The 13,311-nt window shown below is 66.4% G+C and carries 12 protein-coding genes and 1 tRNA gene; 12 read left to right on the top strand and 1 reads right to left on the bottom strand.

Annotated features, from left to right (window positions below; genetic code table 11):
* Positions 1–11 precede the first annotated feature (11 nt).
* The 4 genes from AC1RP5_RS15375 (at position 12) to AC1RP5_RS15360 (ending at position 4,171) form a co-directional block, all read left to right on the top strand.
* Positions 12–1,544, top strand: coding sequence for an acyl-CoA carboxylase subunit beta (locus AC1RP5_RS15375; protein WP_493111872.1), 1,533 nt, complete (start codon positions 12–14; stop codon positions 1,542–1,544).
* Between the two features lie 34 nt (positions 1,545–1,578).
* Positions 1,579–1,773, top strand: a complete 195-nt coding sequence (locus AC1RP5_RS15370; protein ID WP_493111871.1) for a hypothetical protein — start codon at positions 1,579–1,581, stop codon at positions 1,771–1,773.
* Between the two features lie 107 nt (positions 1,774–1,880).
* The gene (locus AC1RP5_RS15365; RefSeq protein WP_493113372.1) at positions 1,881–3,887 is read left to right on the top strand and encodes an acetyl-CoA carboxylase biotin carboxylase subunit; all 2,007 of its coding nucleotides are present in this window, start codon (positions 1,881–1,883) and stop codon (positions 3,885–3,887) included.
* A gap of 2 nt (positions 3,888–3,889) precedes the next feature.
* A complete protein-coding gene (locus AC1RP5_RS15360; protein WP_493113370.1) occupies positions 3,890–4,171 on the top strand; it encodes an acylphosphatase in 282 nt (93 codons plus the stop codon).
* Here the strand turns inward: AC1RP5_RS15360 and lipB are convergent.
* Complete coding sequence (gene lipB / locus AC1RP5_RS15355) at positions 4,149–4,826, bottom strand: lipoyl(octanoyl) transferase LipB (protein WP_493111869.1); 678 nt, start codon at positions 4,824–4,826, stop codon at positions 4,149–4,151. The genes AC1RP5_RS15360 and lipB overlap by 23 nt on opposite strands.
* 89 nt (positions 4,827–4,915) lie before the next feature.
* Here lipB and AC1RP5_RS15350 point away from each other — a divergent pair.
* The 8 genes from AC1RP5_RS15350 to AC1RP5_RS15315 all read left to right on the top strand — a co-directional run bounded on the left by AC1RP5_RS15350 (position 4,916) and on the right by AC1RP5_RS15315 (position 13,304).
* Positions 4,916–5,000: transfer RNA gene (locus AC1RP5_RS15350), tRNA-Leu, on the top strand.
* Between the two features lie 95 nt (positions 5,001–5,095).
* A complete protein-coding gene (locus tag AC1RP5_RS15345; protein WP_493111867.1) occupies positions 5,096–7,378 on the top strand; it encodes an NADP-dependent malic enzyme in 2,283 nt (760 codons plus the stop codon).
* Positions 7,375–8,736, top strand: coding sequence for a magnesium transporter (gene mgtE / locus AC1RP5_RS15340; RefSeq protein WP_493111865.1), 1,362 nt, complete (start codon positions 7,375–7,377; stop codon positions 8,734–8,736). The genes AC1RP5_RS15345 and mgtE overlap by 4 nt, the downstream gene beginning before the upstream one ends.
* A 26-nt stretch (positions 8,737–8,762) precedes the next feature.
* Positions 8,763–9,206, top strand: coding sequence for a hypothetical protein (locus tag AC1RP5_RS15335; RefSeq protein WP_493111863.1), 444 nt, complete (start codon positions 8,763–8,765; stop codon positions 9,204–9,206).
* Positions 9,207–9,230: 24 nt separating this feature from the next.
* Positions 9,231–10,403, top strand: coding sequence for an isovaleryl-CoA dehydrogenase (locus AC1RP5_RS15330; protein ID WP_493111861.1), 1,173 nt, complete (start codon positions 9,231–9,233; stop codon positions 10,401–10,403).
* Positions 10,404–10,465: 62 nt separating this feature from the next.
* The gene (locus AC1RP5_RS15325; protein WP_493111859.1) at positions 10,466–11,089 is read left to right on the top strand and encodes a TetR/AcrR family transcriptional regulator; all 624 of its coding nucleotides are present in this window, start codon (positions 10,466–10,468) and stop codon (positions 11,087–11,089) included.
* The gene (locus tag AC1RP5_RS15320; protein WP_493111857.1) at positions 11,086–12,621 is read left to right on the top strand and encodes an acyl-CoA synthetase; all 1,536 of its coding nucleotides are present in this window, start codon (positions 11,086–11,088) and stop codon (positions 12,619–12,621) included. The genes AC1RP5_RS15325 and AC1RP5_RS15320 overlap by 4 nt, the downstream gene beginning before the upstream one ends.
* A gap of 8 nt (positions 12,622–12,629) precedes the next feature.
* Positions 12,630–13,304, top strand: a complete 675-nt coding sequence (locus AC1RP5_RS15315) for a sulfite oxidase-like oxidoreductase (RefSeq protein ID WP_493111855.1) — start codon at positions 12,630–12,632, stop codon at positions 13,302–13,304.
* Positions 13,305–13,311: the final 7 nt, after the last annotated feature.

Raw genomic sequence — 13,311 nt, 5'->3', positions numbered from 1 at the left:
CGGAGATATCGATGCAGAAAATGTTGCAGGAGCTCGAGCGCAGGCGCGAGGCGGCGCGTCAGGGCGGCGGCCCGCGCCGTGTCGACACGCAGCATGCCAAGGGCAAGCTGACGGCCCGCGAGCGCATCGAAGTGCTGCTCGATGCCGGTTCGTTCGAGGAATACGACATGTTCGTCGAGCATCGCTCGACCGACTTCGGCATGGAGGGCCAGAAGATCCCGGGCGACGGCGTGGTCACCGGCCACGGCACGATCAACGGCCGCCTCGTCTATGTGTACAGCCAGGACTTCACGGTCTTCGGCGGCGCCCTGTCGGGCATGCATGCCGCCAAGATCTGCAAAGTCATGGACATGGCGATGAAGGTCGGCGCGCCGCTGCTCGGCCTGAACGACTCCGGTGGCGCCCGCATCCAGGAGGGTGTCGACTCGCTCGCGGGCTATGCCGACGTGTTCCAGCGCAACGTGCTGGCCTCGGGCGTCATTCCGCAGATCTCGATGATCATGGGACCCTGCGCCGGCGGTGCGGTCTACTCGCCAGCCATCACCGACTTCATCTTCATGGTGAAGGACAGTTCCTACATGTTCGTCACGGGTCCCGACGTGGTGAAGACCGTCACGCACGAGACCGTGACGCAGGAGGAGCTGGGCGGTGCGCTCACGCACACGCAGAAGTCGGGCGTCGCCGATCTTGCCTTCGAGAACGACATCGACGCGCTGCTGCAGCTTCGCCGCTTTATCGATTTCCTGCCGCTGAACAACCGCGAGAAGGCGCCGGTCCGCGCGACGATCGATCCGGCCGACCGCGACGATGCCTCGCTCGACACGCTGGTGCCGGAGAATCCCAACAAGCCGTACGACATCAAGGAACTGATCCTGAAGATCGTCGACGAGGGCGATTTCTTCGAGCTCGCGCCCGAGTGGGCGGCGAACATGGTGATCGGCTTCGGCCGCATGGACGGGCGCACGGTGGGCTTCGTCGCCAACCAGCCGATGGTGCTGGCGGGCTGCCTCGACATCGACAGCTCGCGCAAGGCCGGACGCTTCGTGCGCTTCTGCGACGCCTTCAACATCCCGATCGTGACTTTGGTCGACGTGCCGGGCTTCCTGCCGGGCACGACGCAGGAATATGGCGGCATCATCAAGCACGGCGCCAAGCTGCTCTATGCCTATGCCGAGGCGACGGTGCCTAAGGTGACGGTGATCACCCGCAAGGCCTATGGCGGCGCCTACGACGTGATGGCGTCCAAGCACCTGCGCGGCGATGTGAACTACGCCTGGCCGGGCGCGGAGATCGCGGTGATGGGCGCTAAGGGCGCGGTCGAGATCATCTTCCGCTCGGACCTCGGCGACGCCGAGAAGATCGCGGCGCGCACCGAGGAATATCGCGAGAAGTTCGCCAATCCGTTCGTGGCCGCCCGGCGCGGCTTCATCGACGACGTGATCATGCCGCACGGCACGCGCCGCCGGATCTGCAAGGCGCTGGCCACGCTCGAGACCAAGAAGCTCGAGAATCCGTGGCGCAAGCACGGCAACCTGCCTCTGTGATCGGAACGTGGTTCACCTGTCGCCCGAAGAGCGCGTGAGGCGCACCCGGATCGTTCGCAAGCACCAGATCGTGGGCCTGCTGACGCTGCTCGTGATCATCCCGCTCAACTTCATCGTGAGCCGCCAGTATCCGTGGTGGCTCTGGGTCCTCATCGTCTGGCTGCCCCTGATCATCGCCCATTCGTTGTGGGCCAGGGGTGTCTTCGATCGCAGCAAAGAAGGAACGTGAGAATGGCCGCCAGGAAGAAGGTCGCGAAGACCGCGAAAGGCGCCAGCAGGTCGAAGAGCGTCGTCCCGAAGAAGGCTCCGGTCCGCAAACCTGTCCCGGGCGGTCCGCTGTTCGACAAGATCCTCATCGCAAATCGCGGCGAGATCGCCTGCCGCGTCATCCGCACCTGCAAGCGGCTCGGGATCAAGACCGTGGCGGTCTATTCGGAAGCCGATGCCGGCGCGCTGCATGTGCGCGAGGCCGATGAAGCGGTGCTGATCGGGCCGGCGCCCTCGGCGCAGTCCTACCTGCAGATCGACAGGATCGTGGCGGCCTGCAAGCAGACCGGCGCCCAGGCCGTGCATCCGGGCTACGGCTTCCTCTCGGAAAACCAGGACTTCCAGAAGGCCCTGGTGCAGGAAGGCATCGTCTTCATCGGGCCCAATGCCCGCGCCATCCACGCGATGGGCGACAAGATCGAGTCCAAGAAGCTCGCACAGAAGGCCGGCGTCAGCACCGTGCCTGGCCATCTGGCGGCCATTCCCAACGCCGACGAAGCGGTGAAGATCGCCCAGAAGATCGGCTACCCGGTCATGATCAAGGCCTCGGCCGGCGGCGGCGGCAAGGGCATGCGCATCGCCTACAACGACGCCGAGGCGCATGAGGGATTCGGATCGGCGAGCAGCGAGGCCAAGGCCTCGTTCGCCGACGATCGCGTCTTCATCGAGAAGTACATCGAGGAGCCGCGGCACATCGAGATCCAGCTCATGGCCGACGGGCGTGGCGAGTGCGTCTACCTCTGGGAGCGCGAGTGCTCGATCCAGCGCCGCCACCAGAAGGTGATCGAGGAGGCGCCGAGCCCGTTCCTCGACGCCAGGACGCGCAAGGCGATGGGCGAGCAGGCCGTCGCCCTGGCCAAGGCCGTCAAGTACAAGAGCGCCGGCACCGTCGAGTTCATCGTCGACAAGCACCGCAAGTTCTACTTCCTCGAGATGAACACGCGCCTGCAGGTCGAGCATCCGGTGACCGAGCTGATCACCGGCCTCGACCTGGTCGAGCTGATGATCCGCGTGGCGGCGGGCGAGAGGCTGCCGCTGCAGCAGAAGGACGTGAAGCTCAAGGGGTGGGCCGTCGAGGCGCGGCTCTATGCCGAGGATCCGTTCCGCAACTTCCTGCCCTCCACGGGGCGCCTCGTGAAGTATCGCGAGCCCGCGCCCGGCCTCGACGTGCGGGTCGATACCGGCGTCTTCGAGGGCGGCGAGATTTCTGCCTTCTACGATCCGATGATCGCCAAGCTTTGCAGCTACGGCGAGACACGCACCGACGCGATCGGCCGCATGCGCCGTGCCCTCGACGAGTTCTACGTGCGCGGCGTGGCGCACAACGTGCCGTTCCTGGCGGCGTTGATGGCGCATCCGCGCTTCGTGGCCGGCAATCTCACGACCAACTTCATCGCCGAGGAATTCAAGGGCGGCTTCACGGCCAAGCATTTGCCGCCGAAGGATCCAGTGGTGCTCGCTGCCATGGCCGCCGTGCTGGACCTCGCGAGCAGCGAACGCGGGCGCTCGAGCCGGCCGGCCAGGTTGCCGGATCGGTACAAGCCCTATTCGGAGCTGATCCCGCCGGATGAAGACAAGGTCGTCATCCTGAACCATGAGCCCGTGCCTCTGTCCGTGGTCGGACAATACGGGCACTACGCGATCACCGTCGGCGAGCGGAAGCTTGCGATCGAAACCGACTGGGCCCCCGGCGACCCGCTGTTGCGCGGTCTCGTCGATGGACAGGCGGTCGTGGTGCAGGTCGATGTGCAGGGATCGGGCTGGCGCCTGATGCACGAGGGCGGGCAGGCGGATGCGCTGGTGCTGACGCCGCGGCAGGCCGAGCTCTACGCGCTGATGCCGGTCAAGACCACGCCCGACACGTCGAAGTTCCTGCTGGCGCCAATGCCGGGCCTGCTCGCCTCGGTCGCGGTCAACGAGGGGCAGGAGGTCAAGGCGGGCGAGGCGCTGGCCGTCGTCGAAGCGATGAAGATGGAGAACGTGCTGCGCGCCACGCGCGATGGCGTCGTCAAGATGCTGCATTCCATGCCGGGCGACAGCCTGCGCGTCGATCAGAAAATCATCGAGTTCGAGTGAGCATGACGCTGCAGGCGCGCCTCGCGATCAGCGGCAGGGTCCAGGGCGTCGGCTATCGCGACTGGGCGATCGAGACCGGCCGGCGGCTCGGTGTGAGCGGCTGGGTGCGCAACCGCACGGACGGCTCGGTCGAGGCGCTGGTCGTGGGCGACGAAGACGCCGTGGGCAAGATGATCGAAGCCTGCCGGCGCGGACCGACGCTGGCGCGGGTGGACGCGGTCGACGTCGAGCCGGTCGATCTCGATGTGTTGCCGACTGGCTTTACGCGGCTGCCGACGGCCTGATTTCGCCGAATACCTCTTCGAACGTCTCGGCCAGCGCCGCGTCGAGGTCGGCCAGGGTCACCGGCAGGCCGAGATCGACCAGCGATGTCACGCCATGGTCGGCGATGCCGCAAGGAACGATTCCCGCATAGTGCGAAAGATCCGGCTCGACGTTGATCGAGATACCGTGGAACGCCACCCAGTGGCGAATACGCACGCCGATGGCCGCGATCTTGTCCTCGCGCGGCGTGCCGTCGGGCAAAGGCGGCTTGTCCGGCCGCACGACCCAGACGCCGACACGGCCCACGCGCCGTTCCGCCTTCACGTTGAAGCGGCCCAGAGTGCGGATCGTCCATTCCTCGAGGTCGGAGACATAGCGGCGCACGTCCTGGCGGCGCGCCCTGAGGTCGAGCATCGCATAGGCCACCCGCTGGCCGGGCCCGTGATAGGTGTATTGGCCGCCGCGGCCCGCTACATGGACCGGGAAGCGTGCCGGTTCCAGCAGGTCCTGGGTGCGGGCACTGGTGCCGGCCGTGTAGAGCGGCGGGTGCTCCAGCAGCCAGATCATTTCGCTGGCCCGTCCCGCACGGATGTCGGCGACGCGCGTTTCCATGGCGGCGAGGGCTTCGTCATAGGGGACGGCGCTGTCGGAGATGCGCCATTCGGGCCGGTTCATTGCAGCAAAATCGGTACTTCCGGGCCTTCATGCAAGCCCGCCTTGCCACTGGGGAGGCGATTTGGTATCCCCCGCGCCATCGATCCGGCGCGGCCATGGCGGAATTGGTAGACGCGCTAGCTTGAGGTGCTAGTGCCGCGAGGCGTGGAAGTTCGAGTCTTCTTGGCCGCACCATCGCCGGATCGAAACGAAAAGGTAGACGAGAGGTCGCCGCCTGTTGGTAAATCCCAACCGGCGGCCCTTTTGTTTTTGAGGCGGGGAGACGAGTTTTGGCGGACGAACTCAGCGAAAGCGCTCTCCGATACCATCGCCTGCCGAGACCCGGCAAAATCGAGGTCGTTCCGACCAAGCCGCTGGCGACACAGCGCGACCTCTCGCTGGCCTATTCGCCGGGCGTCGCGGCCGCCTGCAACGAGATCGTGCGCGATCCCGCGACGGCCGCCGAACTCACCGCGCGAGCCAATCTCGTCGCCGTCGTGACCAACGGCACCGCCGTGCTGGGCCTCGGTGCCATCGGTCCGCTGGCCGCCAAGCCGGTGATGGAGGGCAAGGGCGTCCTCTTCAAGAAGTTCGCCGGCATCGATGTCTTCGACATCGAAATCGCCGAGCTTGAGCAGGAGAAGCTGGTCGACATCGTCGCTTCGCTCGAGCCGACCTTCGGCGGCATCAATCTCGAGGACATCAAGGCGCCGGAGTGCTTCTACGTCGAGCAGAAGCTGCGCGAGCGGATGAAGATCCCGGTGTTCCACGACGACCAGCATGGCACCGCCATCATCGTCGGCGCCGCGCTGCTGAATGCGCTGTCGCTGGTCGGCAAGGACATCGCCAAGGTGAAGCTGGTCGTATCGGGTGCGGGCGCCGCGGCGCTGTCCTGCCTCGGCGTGCTGGAGAAGCTCGGCCTGCCGCGCGAGAACATCTGGGTCACCGACATCGTTGGCGTGGTCTGGAAGGGCCGCAACGAGCTGATGGACCCGTGGAAGGAGCGCTACTCCCGCGAGACCCAGGCGCGGACCCTTGGCGAAGTGATCGAGGGGGCCGATGTGTTCCTGGGCCTCTCGGCCGCCGGCGTGCTGAAGCCCGAGATGGTGGCCCGCATGGCCGCCAAGCCGCTGATCTTCGCGCTGGCCAATCCCAATCCCGAGATCTCGCCGGAAGATGTCGCCAGCGTGCGCGACGACGCCATCATGGCGACCGGCCGCAGCGACTATCCCAACCAGGTCAACAACGTCCTCTGCTTCCCCTACATCTTCCGCGGGGCGCTGGATGTCGGCGCGACCACCGTCAACGACGAGATGAAGATCGCCTGCGTGCGGGCACTGGCCTCGCTCGCGCGCAAGGAGCCCTCCGAGGTGGTGGCGCGCGCCTTCGGCGACCAGGCGGGCGGCTTCGGCCCGACCCAGATCATTCCCAAGCCGTTCGATCCGCGCCTGATCGTCGAGCTGGCGCCGGCCGTTGCGAAGGCCGCCATGGACAGCGGTGTCGCCACGCGGCCGATCACCGACTTCGATGCCTACCGCCAGCAGCTCAATCAGTTCGTCTTCAAGTCGGGCCTGGTCATGCGGCCGGTGTTCGAGCAGGCGCGCTCCGATCCGAAGCGGGTGATCTTCAGCGCGGGCGAGGACGATCGCGTCCTGCGCGCCGTGCAGATCATCCTCGACGAGGGCATCGCCAAGCCGATCCTGATCGGCCGCCCGGAAATCGTGCGCCGCCGCGCCGAGCGGCTCGGCCTCCGCTTCCAGCCGGGCGTCGATGCCGAACTCGTCGATCCGTCCAACGATCCGCGTTACGACAAATACTGGGGCGCCTATCACGAGCTGATGGAGCGGCGCGGCGTCACCGAGCCGACGGCGCGCAACCTCGTGCGCTCCAGCCCGACCCTGATCGCCGCGCTCGCGGTGAAGCTCGGCGACGCCGACGCGATGATCGCCGGCGCCTATGGCCGCTTCCGCACCCATCTCGCCCATGTGCGCGATGTCATCGGCCTGCGCGAGGGTGTGAAGAATATGGCGGCACTCAGCCTGCTGGTCATGCCGACCCGCTCGCTGTTCATCGCCGACACCTACGTGAACTACGATCCCGATCCCGAGACGCTGGCCGAGATCACGCTGCTGGCGGCGGACGAGGTGCTGCGCTTCGGCATCCAGCCCAAGGTCGCGCTGATCTCGCATTCGAGCTTCGGCAGCTCCGACCATCCCTCGGCCAAGAAGATGGCCGCGGCGGTCAAGATCCTGCACCAGCGCGCGCCGACGCTCGAGGTCGACGGCGAGATGCACGGCGATGCCGCACTGGACACCGAGATCCGCCAGGGCGTCTTCCCGCGCTCCAAGCTCAAGGAAGTGGCGAATCTGGTCGTCTGTCCGTCGCTCGACTCCGCCAACATCTCCTTCAACCTGCTGAAGGACGGCGCCGACGGTCTGCATATCGGGCCGATGCTGCTCGGCACCGACCTGCCGGCGCATGTGCTGACGCCGTCGGTCACCGCCCGCGGCATCCTCAACATGACCGCCCTGGCGGTGGTCGAAGCGCAACGCCTCGCCGAGGCGCGTGGATGAGCGGCGAGATCGATCTCGTCGATGAAGTGACGCCGGAACTCGTTCGGCGTGTCGAGGCGGCCCTCGTCGAAAACAGGCCGGAAGAAGCGCGGGAGCTGCTGGCCAATCTCAGCGCCACCGGCCAGGCCTCGATCCTCGAACAGATTTCGGAAGCCGAGCGCGACACGCTGATCGGCATCCTCAAGGCCGACCTCGACCCCGAAACCCTGACCGAGCTCGACGAGGAAGTCCTCGAGGACGTTCTCGACCAGCTCGACAGCAAGGAAATCGCGGCCGCCGCGCGCGAACTCGAGGCCGACGACGCGGCCACCATCCTCGAGGACCTGTCAGAGGACGAACGGCAGGAGGTCCTGGCGGAGCTGCCAGCCGAGGAGCGCGCCGACATCGAGCGCGCCTTGGCTTACCCCGAGGATACAGCCGGGCGCCTCATGCAGCGCTCGCTGGTCAAGGTCGCCGACAGCTGGACCGTGGGCCAGGTGATCGACTTCTGCCGCGAGGCGACTGACCTGCCCGATGACGTCTACGACATCTTTGTCGTCGACGGGGCGGGGCGGCTGCGCGGATCGGTGCCGCTCGGCCGCATGCTGCGCACCAAGCGGCCCGTGCCGATCCTCGACATCGTCGATCCCGACATCCCGTCGCTGCCGGCGATGGCCGACCAGGCCGAGGTGGCGCACGTCTTCCGCGACAAGAACCTGGTCTCCTGTCCGGTCGTCGACGACGACGGCCGGCTGCAGGGCGTGATCATGGTCGACGACGTCGTCGACGTGATCGACGAGGAAGCGGAGGAAGACCTGCTGAAGATGGGCGGCGTCGGTTCCGACGACATGCACGCCGACACGCTGCGCACGACCTGGCTGAGGGCACCGTGGCTGCTGGTCAACGTCGCCACCGCGCTAGTGGCGTCCTGCGTCATCGGCCAGTTCGAGGGCACGATCGAGAAGATCGTGATCCTGGCCGTCCTCATGCCGATCGTGGCGTCGATGGGCGGCAACGCCGGCATCCAGACCGTCACCGTGACGGTTCGGGCGCTGGCCATGGGCGAGCTGACGGCGGCCAACGTGCTGCGCTTCATCGGCAAGGAGGCGGTGGTCGGCGGCCTGAACGGGCTGTTGTTCGCCGCGCTGCTGGCCATCGGCGTGATCCTGGTGTTCCACGACTGGCGGCTGGGTGGCGTGATTGCCGCCGCCATGATCTGCAACCTGCTGGCCGCGGCGCTCGCGGGTTCATTGATCCCGCTCGGCCTGCAGAAATTCGGCGTCGATCCTGCCGTCTCGTCGACTGTTTTCCTGACCATGGTCACCGACGTGACCGGCTTCCTGACCTTCCTCGGACTGGCGACGATCTTCCTGCTTTGAGGTATCGTTTCCGGCGGAGGTCCTTCATGTCGGCAATCGTTCGCCTGGTGGGTGCGTTCGTCCTGCTGCTGACCGCAACGGCGGTGCAGGCGCAGAACAAGGTGCCGCCCGATCGCATCCTGGAAACCCTGGTCAAGGCGTCGCTGCTCACCCTGAACGACGCCAACGTGACCGGAAACTATTCGGTGCTGCATGCCAAGCTCTCCAAGCCGTTCCGCCAGCAATTCTCGCCGGAGAAGCTCAAGGAGACGTTCAGGGAGTTCAGCCAGAACAACGCCGACTTCGACATCATCGCCGCCATGAAGCCCGCTTACGATCCGGCGCCCGCGATCGACGGGGACGGCAAGCTGGTGGCGAAGGGCAGCTTCCCGACCGAACCCTCCAAACTGCTGTTCGAGCTGGAGTTCATCCCGTCGGATGGCGAGTGGAAGCTGGTCCGCATCCACGTCAAGCTCGGCTCCAAGTCCTAGTCCATTCAACAGGTAAGACAGATCATGATCCCGAATGCGATGCCGCCGTTCGACTTCGGCCTGGGCGAGACCGCCGACGCGCTGCGCGACCAGGTCCAGCGTTTCGCTTCCAGCGAAGTCGCGCCGATCGCCGCCGAAATCGACAAGAGCGACCGCTTCCCGCGCGAACTCTGGCCCAAGATGGGCGAGCTCGGCCTGCACGGCATCACCGTCGAGGAGGAGTTCGGCGGCTCCGGCCTCGGCTATCTCGAGCATGTCATCGCCGTGGAAGAGATCAGCCGCGCCTCGGCCGCGGTCGGCCTGAGCTATGGCGCGCACTCGAACCTCTGCATCAACCAGATCCGCCGCACCGGCACCGACAAGCAGAAGAAGCGCTTCCTGCCGAAGCTGATCTCCGGCGAGCATGTCGGCAGCCTCGCGATGAGCGAGTCGGGCGCGGGCTCCGACGTCGTGTCGATGAAGCTGCGGGCCGAGAAGAAGGGCGACCGCTACGTCCTGAACGGCACCAAGATGTGGATCACCAACAGCCCCGATGCGCAGTTGATCGTGGTCTACGCCAAGACCGATCCGGCGGCAGGGTCGCGCGGCATCACCACCTTCATCGTCGAGACCGACCGCAAGGGCTTCAAGGTCGCGCAGAAGCTCGACAAGATGGGCATGCGCGGCTCGTCGACCGGCGAGCTGGTGTTCGAGGATTGCGAGATCCCCGAGGAGAACGTGCTGGGCGCGGTCGGCAAGGGCGTCAACGTGCTGATGAGCGGCCTCGACTACGAGCGCGCCGTGCTGGCGGCGGGGCCGATCGGCATCATGCAGGCGGCGATGGACATCGTCGTTCCTTACGTCCACGAGCGTAAGCAGTTCGGCCAGGCGATCGGCGAGTTCCAGCTCGTGCAGGGCAAGCTCGCCGACATGTACACCACGATGAACGCCTGCAAGTCGTATGTGTATGCCGTCGCCAAGGCCTGCGACCGCGGCCAGACCACGCGCAAGGATTCGGCCGGCGCGATCCTCTACGCCGCCGAGAAGGCGACCCTGATCGCGCTCGACGCAATCCAGCTCCTGGGGGGCAACGGCTACATCAACGACTATCCGGCGGGCCGCCTGCTGCGCGACGCCAAGCTCTACGAGATCGGCGCCGGCACCAGCGAGATCCGCCGCATGCTGATCGGCCGCGAGCTGTTCGCCGAGACGGCCTGACCGACGACAGGATTTGACCTGACGGGGGCTTTTTCGTACACAGTGTGTATGGAAAGCCTCCGATGCCGCGTTATCTGACCGAAAAAGACATCGCCGACTTCCGCGCCGAATTGTGCCGGGTCGCCACCGAGCGTTTCGCCCGCTTCGGCTACGAGGGCGTCACCATGCGCCAGCTCGCCGAGGCGCTGGGCTGTAGCCCGAAGACGCCCTATCGCTATTTCAAGGACAAGGCCGACATCCTGGCGACGGTGCGGGCGGAGGCGTTCGGCCGTTTCGCCGATGCGCTCGAGGCCGCCGCTTCCAAGGGGGAGGGGCCGCTCGACAGCGCCCGCCGCGTCGGCGACGCCTATCTGCGCTTTGCCGCCGAGCATCGCCACGCCTACCGCATCATGTTCGAGATCGACCAGCCGATAAGCGACGAGCATCCCGACCTGATGCGCGAGGCCCAGCGGGCGCGCGGCTTCGTGACGCTCCAGGCTGAGGAGATGGCGAAGGCGGGGCTGATCGACGTCGATCCCGCGCTGTACGGCTGGTCGATGTGGGCGGCCGCGCACGGGCTGGTCATGCTGCAGCAGGCCGGCATGCTCGATCACGCGCCGGATATCCGGACGCTGGCGGGCTTCCACGGCATGCTGATGTTCAAGGGTGCGATGGCGCCCCCAAAGAAAACAGGGAAGAAACGATGACGGCAGGCGTTACGGCAGGCGACCGGTTCCGGAGTTGGGCGGAGATCCAGGCCAATGCCGCGCGGGCGGCGAGCGGATTGTCGGCGATCGGCGTCGGCGAGAACGGCAGCGTGGCACTGATGCTGCGCAACGACTTCGCGACCTTCGAAGTCAACATGGCCGCGAGCCAGCTCGGCGCCTATGCCGTGCCGATCAACTGGCACTTCACGCCCGACGAGGCGAACTACATCCTGCGCGACAGCGGGGCCTCAGTGCTGGTCGCACACACCGATCTGCTGGCGCAGATTGCCGGCGGCATCCCCGAGAGCGTGAAGGTCTTCGCGGTGCCCACGCCCGCCGAGATCGCCGCCGCCTATGGTGTCGCGCCCGAGAAGCTGCGCGTGCCCGACGGCGCCGAAGCCTGGGGCGCCTTCGTGGCTGCTTTCCCGCCGCGGACCGAGCCGCCGCGCGCCGCGCGCGGCAGCATGATCTACACGTCCGGCACGACGGGCCGCCCCAAGGGCGTGCGTCGCCAGCCCAGCACGCCCGAACAGCAGGCCGCGGGCGCGCAGGAAGCCGCAATGTTCTGGGGGCTGAAGCCCGATCCCGCGATCGTCGTCCTGATGAACGGTCCGATGTATCACTCTGCGCCCGCCGCCTACGGCATGGCGAGTGCGCGGCTTGGCCTGCACATGGTGCTGCAGCCGCGCTTCGAGGCTGAGGACATGCTGCGGCTGATCGCCAAGCACGGGATCACCCACATGCACATCGTGCCGACGATGTTCGTGCGCCTGCTGCGGCTGCCTGCCGACGTGCGCCAGCGCTACGACGTCTCGTCGCTGCGGTTTGTCAGCCACGGCGCGGCGCCGTGCGCGCCCGCCGTGAAGCGGCAGATGATCGAATGGTGGGGACCGGTCATCAACGAATACTACGGCGCGACCGAAACCGGCGTCGTCGTCTGGCACGGTTCTGAAGAAGCCCTGCGCAAGCCTGGCACCGTCGGTCGGATGGTGCCCGGCGGCATCCTGCGCATCGTCGACGAAGAGGGACGCGACGTGAAGCAGGGCGAGGTCGGCGAAATCTACCTGCGCGGACCCCATCTTTCAGAGTTCACCTACAACAACGACGATGCCAAGCGGCGCGAGATCGCCTTGGGAGATCTCGTGACGGTGGGCGACGTGGGCTATCTCGACGCAGATGGCTTCCTGTTCCTGTGCGATCGCAAGCGCGACATGATCATCTCGGGCGGCGTGAACATCTATCCGGCGGAGATCGAGGGCGCGCTGATCCAGATGCCGGGCGTGCGCGACTGCGCGGTGTTCGGCATCCCGGACGAGGAATTCGGCGAGCAGATTTGCGCCCATGTCGAGCCGGCCGGCGGCGTGACCCTCGATGCCGGCGCGGTTCGTGCCTATCTTGCGGAGCATCTGGCACGCTACAAAGTGCCCAGGGTGGTCGAGTTCAGCGCGGCCCTGCCGCGCGAGGATTCGGGCAAGATATTCAAACGCAAGCTTCGGGCGCCCTACTGGGAGAAAGCGGGTCGCAGCATCTGAGAGGTTCCATGGCCGACGACGATGTCACCCTGTCCGGGACGCTGAAGACGAAGCTGATCGACGCCAAGCAGAAGTGGGCCGAGGACGGTCGCCTGCTGACCGGTACGACGGCTGCTCCCGCCGAGCGCTTGCCGCCGGGTCAACGCCTGGTCGAGACCTGGCCCGTCCTCGACCTCGGCATCCAGCCCGAGATCCCGACGCACGCGTGGCGCCTGTTCGTCGACGGCGAGGTCGAGAATCCCGTCACCCTGACATGGGACGAATTCAAGACGCTGCCGAAGACCGAACTCACGACCGACATTCACTGCGTCACGGCCTGGTCGCGCTACGACAACAAATGGGAGGGCGTCAGCGCCCGCGACCTGATCGCCCTGGTGAAGCCCAAGGCGTCGGCCGAGCATGTGATCTTCCACTCCTACGACACCTACAAGACCAACGTGCCGCTGGCCGACTTCGCGGCCGAGGACGTCATGCTCGTCTGGAGCTGGAACGGCGAGCCGATCAGCCGCGAGCATGGCGGGCCGCTGCGGGTCGTGATCCCGAAGCTCTATTTCTGGAAGAGCGCCAAGTGGATCAAGCGCATCGAATTCTCCATCATGGACAAGCCGGGCTTCTGGGAAGTGCGCGGCTATCACAATTACGGCGACCCGTGGCGGGAGCAGCGCTACGACGACGAAATCTGACGGGAGG

It is taken from the genome of Reyranella sp. GW821-FHT12G01, assembly GCF_058806575.1.
Note: the sequence above shows the minus strand (reverse complement) of the source record. Positions and strands in the feature narration are given on the sequence as shown.